Source organism: Corynebacterium guaraldiae (genome assembly GCF_053480195.1).
Window position 1 is genome coordinate 185,764 of record NZ_JBRBAU010000001.1, and the last position, 16,380, is coordinate 202,143.

11 protein-coding genes and 1 tRNA gene are annotated in these 16,380 nt (G+C 60.2%); 8 read left to right on the forward strand and 4 right to left on the reverse strand.

Annotated elements, in window-relative coordinates; genetic code table 11:
* Nucleotides 1–1,548 carry a succinic semialdehyde dehydrogenase gene (locus ACUY3D_RS00900; protein ID WP_448240155.1) on the reverse strand — a complete coding sequence of 516 codons (1,548 nt, stop codon included), beginning with the start codon at nt 1,546–1,548 and terminating at the stop codon, nt 1–3.
* Between the two features lie 90 nt (nt 1,549–1,638).
* Here ACUY3D_RS00900 and ACUY3D_RS00905 point away from each other — a divergent pair, with 90 nt between their 5' ends.
* The 4 genes from ACUY3D_RS00905 to ACUY3D_RS00920 all read left to right on the forward strand — a co-directional run bounded on the left by ACUY3D_RS00905 (nt 1,639) and on the right by ACUY3D_RS00920 (nt 6,932).
* Nucleotides 1,639–2,811 (forward strand): alanine racemase, encoded by a 1,173-nt coding sequence (locus tag ACUY3D_RS00905; RefSeq protein ID WP_448240156.1) that lies wholly within the window; start codon nt 1,639–1,641, stop codon nt 2,809–2,811.
* Entirely contained in the window at nt 2,808–4,091 is a 1,284-nt protein-coding gene (locus tag ACUY3D_RS00910; RefSeq protein ID WP_448240157.1) for an FAD-linked oxidoreductase, L-gulonolactone oxidase family, read from the forward strand. Before ACUY3D_RS00905 ends, ACUY3D_RS00910 begins: the two co-directional genes overlap by 4 nt.
* Nucleotides 4,092–4,193: 102 nt before the next feature.
* Complete coding sequence (locus tag ACUY3D_RS00915) at nt 4,194–5,384, forward strand: MFS transporter (protein ID WP_448240158.1); 1,191 nt, start codon at nt 4,194–4,196, stop codon at nt 5,382–5,384.
* A gap of 267 nt (nt 5,385–5,651) precedes the next feature.
* Entirely contained in the window at nt 5,652–6,932 is a 1,281-nt protein-coding gene (locus tag ACUY3D_RS00920) for an HNH endonuclease signature motif containing protein (RefSeq protein ID WP_144269180.1), read from the forward strand.
* A 274-nt stretch (nt 6,933–7,206) separates the two neighbouring features.
* Here ACUY3D_RS00920 and ACUY3D_RS00925 read toward each other — a convergent pair whose 3' ends face one another.
* Together ACUY3D_RS00925 and ACUY3D_RS00930 are read right to left on the reverse strand one after the other, a co-directional pair.
* Entirely contained in the window at nt 7,207–8,577 is a 1,371-nt protein-coding gene (locus tag ACUY3D_RS00925; RefSeq protein ID WP_448240159.1) for a dicarboxylate/amino acid:cation symporter, read from the reverse strand.
* Nucleotides 8,578–8,694: 117 nt separating this feature from the next.
* The gene (locus ACUY3D_RS00930; RefSeq protein WP_070565095.1) at nt 8,695–9,765 is read right to left on the reverse strand and encodes a lipoate--protein ligase family protein; all 1,071 of its coding nucleotides are present in this window, start codon (nt 9,763–9,765) and stop codon (nt 8,695–8,697) included.
* Between the two features lie 86 nt (nt 9,766–9,851).
* Between ACUY3D_RS00930 and fdnG the strand changes: the two genes are divergently transcribed.
* Genes fdnG through nrfD form a run of 3 tightly spaced genes read left to right on the forward strand, consistent with a single transcriptional unit; the run spans nt 9,852 to nt 15,268 of the window.
* A complete protein-coding gene (gene fdnG, locus ACUY3D_RS00935; RefSeq protein WP_448240160.1) occupies nt 9,852–13,124 on the forward strand; it encodes a formate dehydrogenase-N subunit alpha in 3,273 nt (1,090 codons plus the stop codon).
* Nucleotides 13,125–13,133: 9 nt separating this feature from the next.
* On the forward strand, nt 13,134–14,177 hold the full coding sequence (locus ACUY3D_RS00940; RefSeq protein ID WP_144676002.1) for a 4Fe-4S dicluster domain-containing protein: 1,044 nt from the start codon (nt 13,134–13,136) through the stop codon (nt 14,175–14,177).
* Nucleotides 14,174–15,268: an NrfD/PsrC family molybdoenzyme membrane anchor subunit gene (gene nrfD, locus ACUY3D_RS00945; protein ID WP_101736268.1), complete on the forward strand. Its 1,095-nt coding sequence runs from the start codon at nt 14,174–14,176 to the stop codon at nt 15,266–15,268. The genes ACUY3D_RS00940 and nrfD overlap by 4 nt, the downstream gene beginning before the upstream one ends.
* Here nrfD and selD read toward each other — a convergent pair.
* The gene (gene selD / locus ACUY3D_RS00950) at nt 15,258–16,235 is read right to left on the reverse strand and encodes a selenide, water dikinase SelD (protein WP_070524877.1); all 978 of its coding nucleotides are present in this window, start codon (nt 16,233–16,235) and stop codon (nt 15,258–15,260) included. The genes nrfD and selD overlap by 11 nt on opposite strands.
* Before the next feature lie 35 nt (nt 16,236–16,270).
* Between selD and ACUY3D_RS00955 the strand changes: the two genes are divergently transcribed.
* Nucleotides 16,271–16,365, forward strand: a tRNA-Sec gene (locus ACUY3D_RS00955).
* The last annotated feature ends 15 nt before the right edge of the window (nt 16,366–16,380 follow it).

The window sequence follows — 16,380 nt, forward strand, 5'->3', positions numbered from 1 at the left end:
TTAGAGCCGGAAGGTCTTCATCAGCTGCATACCCGTCGATACCAGCTGGCGGAAGCGTTCCGGTGAGACGTACTCCGACGGCGCAAGCGGGTGCAGGCGCTGCTCGGCCACGGTGCGCTCGTTGGCCCACAGGCGCATGCCGGTAATACCGTGGCGGTGGTTCAGGCCAGATTCCTTGACGCCTCCACCTGGCGCGGCGATAGAACCGTAGGCGGCGGCGAAGCCTTCGTTGATGTTGACCATGCCGGCCTCTAGCTGGGAGGCAACCTTCCACGCGCGGCGGGAGTTTCCGGACCACACTGAGGCAGAAAGACCGTAGGTGGTGTCATTGGCGCGCTGGATGGCCTCGGCATCGGAGCTCACCGGGTATACCGCCAACACTGGGCCGAAAGTCTCGGTGGCATAGAGATCCATCTTTGGGGTCACGCCGGTGAGCACGGTGGGCTCATAGAAGAAGGGCCCAAGATCCGGCCGAGCCTTTCCGCCATATACCACGGTGGCGCCCTTGGACAGGGCGTCCTCGACGTGGGAAACTACTGCATCGAGCTGGCGCTGCGAGGTCAGCGAGCCGATGGTGGCAGCATCGGAGAATGCTGCCCCGAGCACTTGCTGGTCCAGGGCGTTCTTGAGTTCTGCGAGGAACTCCTCAAAGACGCTCTCGTGGGCATAGGCGCGCTCGGCGGACATGCACAGCTGCCCGGAGGAGGAGAAGGCGGTGCGTACGGCACCTTGGGCGGTGGGTTTAAGGGGGGCGTCGTCAAGCACGAGCATCGGGTTCTTGCCGCCCAACTCCAGCATGGTGGGGATGAGGCGCCCCGCGGCCTGGGTGGCAATCGACTTGCCAGCCTGGGTGGAACCGGTAAAGGAGAGGCCATCCACCAGCGGAACCAGGGCGTCACCCACCTCGGCACCCCGGCCGGGAACCAGCTGCCAGGCGGCCTCCGGAAGGCCTGCTTCAATGGCTAGGCGTCGCAGCAGAATTGCTGTCAACGTCGTCTGGGAGTCCGGCTTGTGCACCACGGCATTGCCGGCGGAGAGCGCTGCCAGAACATCGCCCACACCGAGGGACAAGGGATAGTTCCACGGCGAGATAAGCCCCACCACGCCCAGCGGGTAATGCTGGGTGCGGGTTTTAGTCAGCACGGGAAGCGCACCGGGGCGGCGGTCGTTTCCGAAAGCCTTGCGGATGTTGACGGCATAGAAGCGTGCGCAGTTATACAGATCCATCAGCTCGTCATAAGCGTGGGAGCGGGACTTGCCGTTCTCGGCTTGAATGAGATCGAGGATGAGCTCCTCGTTCTCGTGAACGAGGTCGTGCAGGCGCAGCAGGATGGCGGCGCGGTCACCTTGGCCAACGCCGGCGCGTGCATAGTTGACGGCCTTCTCGACGTCCCCTGCGGTGGCAACGGGGAAGCTAAAAAGCTCGTCACCACTAAACGGCGCGTGAGCCTGGTGTTGCTCACCCGTGCCACGGACATCGCGGGCGGGGGAAGTGTCTAAGAAATTGAGCACTCGCTGGGGAAGACGTGTCTGCGTGAAGGTTTTCATGCGGTCTATTGTCCCAAAAATATGGGATGCCGCTATGAGTTTTTCGAGATTTGTCTCACAAACTAAACTAGTTGTGGTTAGGATGACGCTATGCCAATCCTCGCGACCACTCCACAGGCCCAGGTGCGTTCGGCCGTTGAGCCGCTCGTCAGGTCCGGTGAAAGCCCAGCGCCCGTCGGCGTTATCGACCTCGATGCATTCGACTACAACGCTGCACAGATGCCCACCCGCGCCGGGGGTCTGCCCATCCGCGTGGCCTCGAAGTCAATACGCAGCGTGGCGGCACTACGCCGTGCCCTCGAGCATGAGGGCTACCGAGGCATCCTCTCGTATTCCGTTCCGGAGGCGCTGCATCTGGTCGGGGAGGGTTTCCGCGACATCGTGGTGGCCTACCCGAGTGTTAATCGGAAGGCCCTGCGTGAGATCGCCGCAGATGACACGGCGCGCGAGTCCATCACCGTCATGGTGGATAGCGTGGAGCTGTTGAGCCTGCTCGAGGGTTCTGTACGCGTGGCCATCGATATTGACTGCACCCTCCACTTGCCGGGTGCGGTCATCGGCCCGCGGCGCTCGCCCGTGCGCACTCCGGAACAGGTCTCAGCGCTGGCGCGTGAAATTCTTCGGCGCGGTCACCGGTTGGTGGGGCTCATGGCCTATGAGGGGCAGGTGGCGTCCGTAGCGGATGGCCTGCCAGGTCCAGTGGGAGCGGTCAAGCGTTGGTTGCGTTCGAAGTCCATGGCCGACCTTGCCCCGCGGCGCCGAGCCTGCGTGGCGGCTGCGCGGGAGGTAGCGGACATCGAGTTCGTCAACGGTGGCGGCACGGGCAGCCTCCAGGAATCCGCGGCCGAGGGAACCTTGACCGAGCTGGCCGCTGGCTCCGGCTTCTATACGCCAGCGATCTTCGATGACTTCACCGGCATCAATCACAAGGCGGCAGCCTTCTTCGTCTGCCAAGTATCCCGCGTTCCCGCGCCGGGCTGGGCCACGGTCAACTCCGGCGGCTGGATCGCCTCCGGCCCTCCCGCGAAGGATCGCGTCCCCGTACCGGTGTGGCCGGCGGGCCTTAGCTACTCCAGCACGGAGGGCGCCGGTGAGGTGCAGACTCCGCTGCGCGGGGCTGACCTGAGCGTTGAGGACCTGGTGTGGTTCCGCCACGCCAAGGCGGGGGAGATGACAGAAAACGTCGACCGCCTCCTCGCCGTCGGGCACGACGGCGTTGATGTATGGGACACCTATAGAGGACAAGGATGGACACTCCGATGACAACCACATTTAGCAATTGGGCAGGATCGGTCACCACGAAACCGCAGGAGTTTGTACAGCCATCCCGTATAGACGAGATCCCTGGAATCATTAGTCGCTCTCGCAGCGTGCGTGCGGTGGGCGCCGGCCACTCCTTCACTCCCATCGCGGCGGGGGAGGAGACCATGCTCAACCTCGACCACGTGAGTGGACTGGTGAGCGTCGATAAGCAGCGCAAACGCGTCCGGTTCCTGGCCGGCACTCGCCTGCGAGACGTGCCCAAACTGCTGTGCCCCTTTGGTCTCGCCCTGGCAAACCAAGGCGATGTGGACCCGCAATCCCTGGCGGGCGCGATTTCGACCTCGACCCACGGCACCGGCATCAACTACACCGGCTTTGCGGGGACGGTCACGGGCCTGACGCTCATCGACGCCGACGGCAACGTCCGCACCTATTCCATCGACGAGGACCCAGAACTACTTCGCCTCGTGGTGGTCAGTGTTGGCGCACTCGGTGTGGTCGTCGAAGTCGAAATGCAGTGCGTGGATGCCTTCGACCTGCTGGCAGAGGAGTCCGGCATTGCCTTCGATGAGCTGATGGACAACTGGGAGGAGCTCTCCCGCAGCGTCGATCACTTCGAGTCCTATTGGTTCCCGCATACCGACCGCGCCATGGTCAAGGCCAACACGCGCCTCGAACCGAATGGGGAGCGCCGCTCACGGCTTAAGCAGCTTATCGACGACGAGCTCATCGGCAACGGCGCCTTTGCCGCCGCCTTGGCGTTGGGGCGCCTGATTCCGGGAACGATTCCGACCCTTAATAAGTTCGCCACCTCGGTCATTTCTCATAATCGCTACCGTTCCGCCGCCCACGACGTGTTTGTCAGCCCGCGCCGGGTTCGTTTCCACGAGATGGAGTACGCCGTGCCGCTTGCCGACGGCCCCGCCACCGTCCGCGAAATCCGTCGCTTCATCGATGAACAGGACTGGCGCATCGGATTCCCGATGGAGCTGCGTACGACGGCCGCGGATGACGTTGCTCTTTCGACGGCGTCGGGCCGTGAATCGATGTACATTGCCTTCCACATTCCGCGTGCGCTGAATCCGCAGGACTACATGCCGAAGCTGGAACCTATTTTCCGTGCAGCAGGTGGGCGCCCGCACTGGGGCAAGATGAACTCCCTGTCCCGGAATGACTTTGCTCAACTTTATACAAGATTTGATGAGTTCTGCGAACTGCACGAAAAGATGGATCCGGAGTGGAAGTTCGGTTCGCCCTACCTGCGGAAACTGTTCGGGTAGAGGGCGTCGTCAAGCGCAGTGCAATCCGTGAATTGGATTCGAAAGTATCTCTGATCTTTGGTAGCGTGTGGAAGTCTTAATTCCATAACGCTATCGAAGAAGGTGTCTCAAACGTCCTCTGAATCCCAGTCCCTCATTACGCCGACATTCGTGTTTGCGTGGTTGGTAAATTTCGCCCAGTTTACGGTCTTCTATCTGCTTGTGACCATCATGGCGCTCTATGCCGTGGAGCAGTTTCAGGCTTCGGATACGGCGGGCGGGTTTGCGTCCAGTGCCTTTGTGGTGGGGGCGACGATTGCTCGTCTCTTCTCCGGTTACATCGTTGACGCGGCTGGGCGAAAACGCTCGTTGGTGGCCTCGCTCATTGTGGTGGCTGTAGCCATGGCGCTGTACATGCCAGCGCACTCGTTGCCGATGCTTTTTGCCGTCCGTATTTTGCATGGCTTTGGATATGCGGTGGCCTCGACTGCTGTGATGGCAGTGGCGCAATCGGTGATTCCGGACCACCGTCGTGCCGAGGGGACCGGCTACTTCGCCTTGGGGACAACCCTAGCCACTGCCTTTGGTCCAGCGGCTGGTTTGGCGATTGCCCACCACGCTGGCTATAACACCGTGTTTATGGTGGCGCTGACGCTGACGGTGGTGGCGTTGGGGCTGGGACTCGTCGTCAAGGCACCGGCGCAGGAGCGTCGAAGCGTCTCCTTTTCCTTGGGAAATATCGTGCACCCAGCGGTGGCGCCTTTTGGCGTCTTTATCCTTTTGGTTGGCGTTGCGTACACGGGCATCATTACGTTTCTTAACGGTTACTCCTCCCATGCGGGCCTGGAGAAGGGCGCTAGCTACTTCTTCCTGGCCTATGCGGTGGTGAGCCTCATTCTGCGCTTTGTGCTGGGCAAGCTGCAAGATCGTCGCGGTGACAACATCATCATCTATTCCTCGCTCGTCTTCTTTATTGCTGGCTTGGTAGTCCTTGCTTTGGCTGCAGCTGATTGGCAGATCATTGCTGCGGGTGCCTTGGTGGGGTTTGGTTACGGCTCAATTCTTCCGGCGGGCCAGGCTATCGCCGTGCGCCTGGTGCCGATGCACGAAATGGGTGCGGGGATCTCGACCTTTTTCTTGCTGCTGGACCTAGGTATTGGCTTTGGACCGATTTTGCTGGGGCAGATTATCTCCGCGGCGGGTTATTCCGTCATGTACTGGATGTTGGCTGCCTTGATGCTAGTGGCCTCGGTGGTCTACTTCTTCGTTCACGGGCGCAAGGACATCGCGCGCGGTGATGTGCGGTACGAATAAATTACTCACTGGCGTCGCGCTTTCCGACGCCCAGTAGATCCCCATGCCCCACGTGCCACCAACAACGAGCGTGGGGCATTATTCGTTTTGTCCCAGCCACCGCTACTGATTGAGGATCGAACGGCCTAGCTAACCCGTGGTGGCTACCCCCGTTTGTAGTAACGACTTGACGTGAATTCATTGCAGGCTATGGCTATGTGTGGTGAGGGTCGGTAGAATCATTGTTAGAACATTTCTTCTAACTCATGTTTCTCGGGGGAGACATTCATGACTACCACCGCCACGCACCCTTCAACCTCCTCTTCTTTCTTCTTCTCAACAACGAATCCGAATAATCCACACGCTATAGCCCGTGCGGCAGCCCGCCGAGCTATCTACAACACCTGGGTTGCTGCTATGCCCAGCCTGCAGGCTGATATCAACACCACCGCTTTAAGCTTGGTGGCTGCCTGGTCACTGCCCGAAGGCCACATCAAAGCAGGTCTGCGTGCTATCCACCGGCTTGATAGCCTGCCAAAAGTCAAAGCCATACAAGACACCCACTGCCTGCTGGACATCGAGTCCTTGATTGCTATTGACCAACCCATGTCAGCACTAACCGGCTTGACTGCTGAAACCCTGGATTTTATCGACACCATCCTGGCTGACTTCTTCACCCCCACTAAGGCGAATCAGGCTTTTCCCACCCGCAGCCAAATCAGACGCAAAGTCCGCGATATATGTAAAACCCTGGATGATTCCATCGCATATCGCGACACCCGCCCCAAAGACACCTACCGCTTTTCCTCCAACGGAACCTCCGCCTGGCTAGAACTCCAAGTTACTGAAGATACCGGCATTAAACTCGATGCCTTCATCCACCAAACCGCTGCCAAGCACGACCTGACGATTCCGGATGCTGTCAAGAAACTGCTGTCCGGTGAGATTGAGCCTCCAGCCGCTGTGGTGCTACACACCTATCAGGCCTGCGATATTGAGAATGCCCCAACCTTTATTGAAGACTTTGGCTGGCGGCAAGAAGCCATGCCGCATGATAAAACCCGGGATCTAACCGGCGAGGTAGCCGAAGCAGACGGCTACCAACCAGGTGTTGTCATGCGCAAACACGTCGAAGGCCGCGACGGAACCTGCCGGGTCGGCGGATGCAACAAACCAGCTTTCCTCACCCAGTTAGACCACCGACATAACTGGGCTGAAGGCGGGCCAACACACCCGAAGAACCTGGCATGTTTATGCCAAGGACATCACAACATGAAAACCGATGGCACCCTCAAATACTTGCTGGACCCCTACAGTGGGGATGTTATCTGGCTTTTCGCTGACGGTACCTGGACCATCAACGAAGCAGAAGGACCCCTGGCGCCCAAGCAAAAACGGTGGGCACAAACCGTAGCCCAACACATCACCGCCACCAGAAAACGCGTGCGTGAAGAAGCCCAACACCTCAAACAAGAACTCGACGACTACCACGCACAACAACAAGCCAAAGCCAACGCCGAAGCCGAAACCCAGACCAACACCGACAGCGGCGAGGACATCCCCTTCTAAACCCCGTCGATTCAAACGACGACGATGACGAAGAACAGGGGCCTAGCCCTCGTCGAATCAAACGACGACACCACTCCAAACAGTCGAAAGGAAAAGAAGCCAAGAACACACTCACCGTCGTTGCAGACGACGACTCCATAGCTCCAAGTGCCGAGCTCTACACTGACACCGTCGAAAAGAACGACGGGTAAAGCCCTTCGCCTGGGGCAGAAATACCAAAGCCTTCCTACACGGCTCTTGCGTGTTAGGAAGGCTTGGGGAGGGGCAGGAAGAGTTATGCAGTCGTGTTGACCGGCTGTGTCTCGGGCTCGTCTGTGTCTTGGTCCTCGTTCATAATGTGTGAGACTCCGTTACCAGCAGCATCCCAGACGGCTTCGTCTTGAATGCCGGCGCGCTTGGCCACGATGGTGGCACACAGTGATTGGCCGGTGACGTTGACGGCGGTGCGTCCCATATCAATGATGGGTTCGATGGCCAGCAACAGACCCACGCCGGCGAGCGGAAGGCCCAACGTGGAGAGCGTCAGCGTCAGCATGACGGTAGCGCCGGTCGTGCCGGCGGTTGCTGCGGAGCCAATGACGGAAACGAAGATGATGAGCAGGTACTGGGTGAAGGAGAGATCAACGCCGTAGAACTGTGCAATGAAGATGGCAGCGATGGCCGGGTAGACGGAAGCGCAGCCGTCCATCTTCGTGGTAGCGCCCAGCGGAATGGCGAAGGAGGCGTATTCGCGGGGCACGCCCATGGCCTTTTCCGTAAAGCGCTGGGTAACTGGCATGACGCCCATGGAGGAGCGGGTGACGAAGCCAAGGGAGAAGACGGGCCAGACTCGCTTGTAGAAGCCAACTACCGGGATCCGGTTGAATGCGAGCACGGCGGGGTAGACCACGAAAATTACGAGTGCAAGGCCCACATACATCGCGAGGACGAACTTGCCCAAGGAGCTAAGCGCGTCCCAACCATAGGTGGCCACGGCTTTGCCGATGAGGGCGGCGGTGCCAATCGGGGCAAGGCGGATGATCCACCAGAGGACCACCTGGATGACCTTGAGGAAAGATTCGGTGAAGTGCAGGAAGGGATCGGCCGCCTTGCCAGCTTTGACCGCGGCGATGCCCAGCACAAGGGAAATGACAAGGAGCTGAAGGGCACCGAAGCTGAGGGAGATTTCACCGTCGCTCAGCGAAGCGGTGAGACCGAAGAAGTTGGCGGGGACAAGTTGCTGGAGGAAAGCGGTCCAGGAGCCGATGTGGGATGGGTCGGCGGCGGTGGAAGCATCGACAGTTGTGCCTACGCCCGGCTTCATCACGAGGGCGACGAGAATGCCAGCCAAGACGGAGAAGAACGCCGTAATGGCAAACCAGACCAGAGTAGAGATCGCCAGCGAGGCGGCGTTAGCCACCTTGCGCAGGTTAGCAACTGAGGTGACGACAGCCGCGAAGATGAGAGGCGGGACCATCACCTTGAGCAACTGGACGTACGCGCCGCCGACGCCGGACAGGGTATCGGAGAGCCACTCAGACTCCATGCCGGAAGCGATAAAACCGAGAATGAGGCCGATGATGAGACCGGCGATAACTTGGGCGCCAAAGCCGGTGGCCCAAGAGGGCAGCGTGCGGGAGGATGCACGAGAGGAAGTGTCTGACACGAGATTTTCCTTCTAGACAGTGTTGTATAGAAATGGACCATTTAGTTCGGCACTCTCGTACCGATCGGTTCACTTGAACTTATAACACCGTACGCTGCCCAGAAATTCCCCCGCAAATTATGGGATGCGCTTGGTCCATTCATCGTTGAGGAATTTGGTGTCGACGAGGCGGCGGGCGGCGGCGAGGGAGTCGTCGGAAAGCACGGCGTCGACGGCGCCATAGCGGGTGGCGAACTCGCGCGCCATGGTCTCGATGATCTCCTCGCGGGGCACGCCGGTTTGGCGGCGGAGCGGGTCGACGCGCTTCTTTGCACTGGCAAGGCCCTTCGACGAGACCTTGACCTTGCCGATGCGCAAGACCTCCATCATCTTGTCCGCGTCGATGTCATAGCTCATCGTGGTGTGATGCAGTACCGCGCCCTTACGGCGCTTCTGGGCGGCGCCGCCAATCTTGCCGCCGTCCGAGGTGATGTCATTAATCGGCACGTACCATGCATTGACGCCAAGCTTGTTCAGTGCCGCGAGCACCCACTGGTCCAGGTATTCGTAGCTGGCCTCGTAGGAATAGCCGGCCACGAGCGATTCCGGGGCGTACAGGGAATAGGTCACGCAATTGCCACCCTCCATGAACATCGCGCCACCGCCGGAGATTCGGCGCACCGGAACAATGCCGTGCTTGTCGACGCCCTCCTGATCCAGCTCATTGGCATAGGACTGGTAGGAACCGAATACGACGGCACGGTCTTCCCATTCCCAAAATCGGAGCGTGGGCCCGCGCTTTCCTTCAGCAACTTCGTTGAGGAGAACCTCGTCAAGTGCGACATTTACGGGCGTGGGGAGAACACCTGGGCGCAGGATCTCCCAGTGGTGGTCGGTGAAATCGGTGCCACCAGACAGCGCGCGCTTAACGGTGACGGCAAGGTGGTGGGTGTCAAAGCCGTGGAGAGCTACGGGTGAATCGATTCGTGCAAGGGCGGCATCGAGGCAGGATTGAATTTCCTCTGTCGAGGTGGCGGTAGTGATGCCGATCAGTGCTGGGGCTAGTGCCTCGTAGGCTTCCTCAGGCTCGAGGAAGAAGTCACCGGAAACCTTCGCGGCAGTGACGGTGTTGTCGGTGTCTAAATCGAGGTCAACGACGAGCAGCTTGCCGCCGGGGACCTTGAGCTCAAAGTGCTTAGTGTGGTTCATAGTTGTCAGCGTACTCAGCGGCGCTGTTTCGAGAGGCAGGGTAGTGGCAGCTGGAAAACGCTGGGGCAAGCAAGTAGGTTTAAGGTATGTCACGTTTTAGCCCACTGAACTGGCCCGTCGTGCGCCAGATCCGGAACAAGGATGCCTTCGGTCGCGATGTGTCTACGCAGTCGGCTAAGAGCGAAGATCTGCGCGGACGCACCGTAGACGCGGACCGCGTGGTGCAATCGGTGTGCCCCTATTGCGCGGTGGGCTGTTCCCAGCGCGTCTATGTCAAGGATGACAAGGTCATCCAAATCGAGGGCGATCCGGACTCCCCAATTTCCCGCGGACGTCTGTGTCCTAAGGGCTCGGCCTCTGAGCAGCTCATTAACTCCTCGACTCGCATCACCACGATCAAGTACCGAGCACCCTATGCCACCGAATGGCAGGAGCTCGATGAAGAGACCGCGATGAACATGATCGCGGACCGCTTCGTGGAATCGCGCGCAAGGCACTGGGAGGACGTCGATAAGCAGGGGCGTCCCCTTAACCGCACGATGGGTATCGCTGGATTGGGCGGTGCGACGCTGGATAATGAGGAGAACTACCTCATCAAGAAGCTGTTTACTGCCACCGGCGCCATTCAGGTGGAAAACCAGGCGCGCATATGACACTCCGCCACCGTTCCTAGTCTAGGAACTTCGTTTGGCCGCGGCGGCGCAACCCAACCGCTGCAGGATATGGCAAATGCGGACTGCATTGTCATTGAGGGTTCTAACATGGCTGAATGCCACCCAGTGGGTTTCCAATGGGTCGTTGAAGCCAAGAAGCGCGGCGCGCGGATTATTCACGTTGATCCGCGTTATACGCGTACGTCTGCCTTTGCGAACCGCCACATCGGCATTCGCGGTGGCACGGACGTGGTACTGCTCGGCGCGATTATCAAGTACGTGTTGGATAATGACCTGTATTTCCACGATTATGTGGTGAATTACACCAACGCGGCGTCGATAATTTCGCCGGATTTCCAGGACACCGAGGATTTGGAGGGCTTGTTCTCTGGGTACGACGCAGAGAAGGGCAAGTATGTCACGGATTCGTGGCAATACGTACAAAAGCCCGAGGGCTCCTCGTGGAACGTGGAGAAGGACATGACGCTGGAGGATCCGAACACGGTCTTCCAGATTCTCAAGCGCCACTACTCGCGCTACACCCCGGAGATGGTGGAGGAGACCTGCGGTATTTCGCCGGAGGACTTCTACTACTTGGCGGATTCCATTGCGCAGAATTCCAACCCGGACCGCACCACGTGCTTCGCCTACGCGCTGGGCTTTACCCAGCACACTTTGGGTGCACAGTTCATCCGTACCGCGGCAATCCTGCAGCTGCTCATGGGCAACGTGGGCCGCCCCGGTTCGGGCATCATGGCCCTGCGCGGGCATGCGTCGATTCAGGGCTCGACCGATATCCCGACCCTATTCAACTCGCTGCCGGGTTACCTGCCCATGCCGCATGTGGACCAGGAAACCTGGGCGGATTACCTGGATTCTTTCCGCGCGGCGGACCAGAAGGGCTTCTGGCAATTGGGCGAGAACTACGCGGTCTCGCTCATGAAGTCCTACTGGGGCGATGCTGCTACCAAGGAGAACGACTGGGGCTTTAACCTCATGCCGCGCCTCTCTGGAGCACACTCGACCTATGAGACCTTGCTGGCCATGCTGCGCCATGAGGTAGAGGGCTACTTTGTCTTCGGTCAGAATCCGGCGGTGGCGCAGTCCAACGGTGGTATGCAGCGCCGCGGTCTCGCTTCCCTGAAGTGGCTGGTGGTTCGCGACTTCCAAGAGATTGAGACTGCAAGCTTCTGGAAGGATTCGCCGGAGATTAAGAACGGCGAGCTGAAGACTGAGGACATTGCTACTGAGGTCTTCCTCATGCCGGCAGCTACCCACGTGGAGAAGTCCGGAACCTTTACCCAGACCCAGCGCATGGTCCAGTGGCGTTTCCAAGCGGTTCCGCCACCCGGGCAAGCGCGCAGCGAGGCGTGGTTCTTCTACCAGCTGGGCAAGAAGATTAGGGAGCGCCTCGCGGATTCGACTGATCCGCGCGACCTGCCAATCAAGTCCGTAACTTGGGATTACACCGAAGATGAGCACGGCGATCCGAGCTCGGATGAGATTTTGCGGGAGATCAACGGTTACTATCTCGACGGCCCGAAGAAGGGGCAGCTCTTGCCTGCCTTCACAGAAATGCGCACCGATGGCTCCACCTCCGGAGGTTGCTGGATTTACACCGGTGTGTACAAGGACGGCATCAACCATGCTGCGAAGAAGGTTCCGGGTTCGGAGCAAAACGAGGTTGCTCTCGACTGGGGTTGGGTCTGGCCGGCCAATCGCCGCATCCTGTACAACCGTGCTTCCGCAAAGCCGGATGGAACTCCGTGGTCGGAGCGCAAGAAGTACATCTGGTGGGATGAAGAGCAAGGTAAGTGGGTTGGCGATGACGTGCCCGACTTCCCGTTGACGAAGCGCCCGGACTACGTGGCGCCTGTCGACGCCATTGGCCCCGATGCCCTCGATGGTGACGATCCGTTTATCATGCAGGCCGACGGCCTGGGCTGGCTGTTCGCGCCGAAGGGATTGTCTGACGGCCCGCTGCCGACTCACTACGAGCCGCAGGAGTCACCGGTACACAATGCGCTGTACAAGCAGCAGCAGTCGCCGACGCGTCTGACAATTAAGCGCGAAGACAACCTCTCCCGCCCGGAGCCGGGGGAGCGCGGTGCTGATGTTTTCCCGTTCGTCTTCTCCACCTATCGCCTGACGGAGATGTATACCTCGGGTGCGATGTCACGCCGCCTGCCTTATTTGGCGGAGCTGCAGCCGGGACTCTTCTGCGAGGTGGACAAGGAGCTGGCTGCAAAGCGTGGATTGGTTAACGGTGAGTGGGCCACCATCGTGTCCCCACGCGGTGTCATCGAGGCACAGGTTCTGGTAACGGACCGCATGGAGATGCTTACTATCAATGGTGAGGACTTCCACCAGATCGGCCTGCCGTATCACTACGGAGAATCGGAGACCACCGAGGTAGCCGGCGATGGCGCCAACGACCTGTTGGGCCTGACCCTGGAACCAAACGTATTCATCCAGAATTCCAAGGTGGGTGCGTGTGATATCCAGCCGGGCCGCCGCCCGCGTGGCGAGGCACGTCTTCAGCTCTTGCGTGAGTACCAAGAACGAGCGCACCTCACCGTGGACTCCGGCAACCGGATCCTGGATGTTGACGATGCCTTCAGCACTGAGAAAGCAGCTACCGAGGACAACACGGGTGATGATGCGACTGCTGGAAACGTCGCCGACTATGAAGGCAAAGAAAGCTAAGGAGGACCAATGGCTAATCTTTTGACCGAAAAGGCTGATAAGCACGGCTATGAGTCCTATCAGCGCATGGCTTTCTTTACGGATACCTCGATTTGCATTGGCTGCAAGGCCTGTGAGGTGGCGTGTAAGGAGTGGAACCGCAACCCGGTTGAGGGGTACGCGGTCACCGGTGACTCTTATGACAACACTGGTTCGCTGGGCGCCAATACTTGGCGCCACGTGGCCTTCATTGAGCAAAGCAACGAGCGTATTCAACAGGCTCGCGAGGAGGGCCGGAAGCTTGTTTCGCTAGGCATGCCCAAAGCCTCCACCCCAAGCGTGACCCCGGATACCGATGATTTCCGGTGGTTGATGTCCTCCGACGTGTGCAAGCATTGCACCAACGCTGGATGCTTGGACGTGTGCCCGACAGGCGCGCTGTTCCGTTCCGAATTCGGCACCGTCGTGGTCCAGGATGATGTGTGCAATGGGTGCGGGACATGCGTGGCCGGTTGTCCGTTCGGCGTGATTGAGCGCCGCGATGACGGCGGCGTGACGCTGAAGGCGGATAAAACGGCCACCGTGGACTACCAGGTTCCGGACCACGCGGGCGTAAATGTGTTGGCAAAGCTGAAGCAACTCAAGCCGCAGGGCCCCGACCATACACCGGGACAGGCCATGCCCATTAAGAATCTGGGCGTGGCCCAGAAGTGCACCATGTGCTATGACCGCCTGAAAATTGGTGAGCAGCCTGCCTGCGCCAAGACCTGCCCGACGGACTCCATCCAATTCGGCCCCTACGAGGAGATGCTTGCCGCAGCGCGGGAGCGCGTGCGCGTCCTCCACGAGCAAGGCCTGACCGAAGCCCGCCTCTACGGAGCAAACTCGCAAGATGGTGTTGGGGGAACGGGATCAATCTTCTTGTTGCTGGATTCCCCAGAGGTTTACGGGCTACCGCCGGATCCGCGCGTGCCCACGGCGGATTTGCCGCAGATGTACAAGACGGCCGTGAAAGCCATCGGCGGCATGGCGCTGGCTGTGGCAGGAGCATTCATGATGGGAGGCCGGAAATGAGCGAGTTTGATGAGTACCGTCCCCCACAGGAGCCGCGTCGGCGTCGTGGCGGCGGAAAGAAGCGTCGGCGTGGCCGCGTCGGCGCCGGCGCACAGGATGGTTCTAAAGAAGAACGCATGGCGGAGGACTTTGAGTTCTCCTCCTATTACGGCAAGCCCGTGGTCAAGGCCCCGCCGTGGGAGTGGCCCATTGGCGGATACCTGTTCTTAGGTGGCCTGTCGGGCGGCTCGGCATTGCTCGCTGCCGGTGCGCAGGCAACGGGGAATGCGGAGTTGCGCCGCTCCACTCGGTTGACGGCATTCTCCGCAGCTTCGGTGGGATCCGTCTTTCTCATCCTTGACTTGGGGCGCCCGGAGCGGTTGCTCAACATGTTCCGCGTGTTCAAGGTGACGTCGCCGATGTCCATCGGTTCGTGGATTCTCGGCAGCTTTGCCTCCGCTGCGTCGCTTCCTGCAATCGTCGAAGCCGATGCATTGGTCGGCGGTGTGCTGCCAAAGCCGGTTCGTCGGCTTCTCGACAAGGCGGCTGGCCCAGCAGGTGCTGTTGCCGGTGTTCTTGGAGGGCCGCTAGCGGGCTATACGGCGGTGCTGTTGGCTAATACCTCTAACCCGACGTGGAACGATGCGAAGAAGCACTTGCCCTATGTCTTTGTTTCCTCGGCGTCGGCAGCCGCGGCGGGTGCCGCCATGGCCTTTACCCCGGTTAGCAGCGCGGGGCCTGCCCGCGCGCTGGGCATCACGGCCGCTGTCAGTGACCTAGCCGCGACCCGCATCATGGAAGACCACATGGAGCCTGAGCCTAAGCGGCCCCTCCATTCGGGCATCCCCGGAAAACTCATGAAGGCTTCTGAGTGGCTCATCGCCTCCGGCGGAGTGGGAGCTGCCGTGGCGGCAGCAACCAAGTCCCGCGCCGTGTCGGTGGTATCCGGCGTGGCGCTCATGGCGGGATCCGCGTGCACGCGCTTTGGCGTGCTCAACGCTGGGCTGGAGGCGGTGAAGGATCCGTCGACAAGCATTGGCCCCCAAAAGCGGCGCGCTGAAGCCCGCCGCAGGGCAGAGGGCCTCAGCCATTCGACGGTGACTAGCGGATAGAAATCCGTGCATCGCCCGGCACAGTCCGGCCAATGACTGGGTAGCCGGGAACCTCGCCGATGACGAGGAGTCCACCGGATGTTTGGGCATCGGCGAGGAAAATCAAGTCTTCCTCGCTCAAATCCGTGTCGAGGTGGGGGCGCACCCAATCCAGATTGCGGCGCGAGCCACCCGGGATGAAGCCATCCGCCAAGGCATCCTTGGCACCTTCAATCGCAGGAACAGCTGAGAAGTCCAGCTCTGCGCCTATACCGGAGGCGCGGCACATCTTGTAGAGATGCCCCAGAAGACCAAAGCCGGTGACATCGGTAGCCGCGCGCACCCCGGCCGCCACGGCTGCCGCAGAGGCATCCCGATTAAGCGCGGTCATGGAATCCACCGCGGCCTGGGAAACCTCGCCGGTGGTCTTGTGCTTGTTATTGAGGATGCCCACGCCAATCGGTTTGGTCAGCGTGATGGGAAGCCCTGCTTCGGCGGCGTCGTTGCGCAGGATTTTGTCCGGGTGGACGATACCCGTGGCTGCCAAACCATAGGTGGGTTCCGGTGCGGTGATGGAGTGACCGCCGGTAATGGAGATGCCGGCCTGAGATGCCACGTCCATGCCGCCGCGCAGAACCTCGCGCAAAATGTCGAGACCAAGCACCTCGCGTGGCCAGCCAACCAGGTTGATGGCGGTGATGGGGGTGCCGCCCATGGCGTAGACGTCGGAAAGCGCATTGGCAGCAGCCACGCGGCCCCAGTCATAAGGGTCATTGAGCATCGGCGTGAAGAAATCCGCGGTAGAGATGACCGCCAGGCCGTTGGGGATGCGCACGGCGGAGGCATCGTCGCCGTCGTCAAGCCCGACCAGCACGTTGGGGTCCGCAGTGCCCACGAGGCCCTCCACAGCAGACTCGAGTTCCCCCGGGGGAATCTTGCAAGCACAACCGCCACCGGCGGCAAAGGACGTAAGTTTAATGTCAGTCATAAGTCCTACTTTAGCCCCGTGTAAGGTGAGCAGACGGAGGCGTACGTGTCCTGGTGGGCGCCCCGGTCTTCAAAACCGGTGAGGCCGAGCATCTCGGTCTGGCAGGTTCGATTCCTGTCCGTCTCCGCCATGTGCGCAGCTAGGA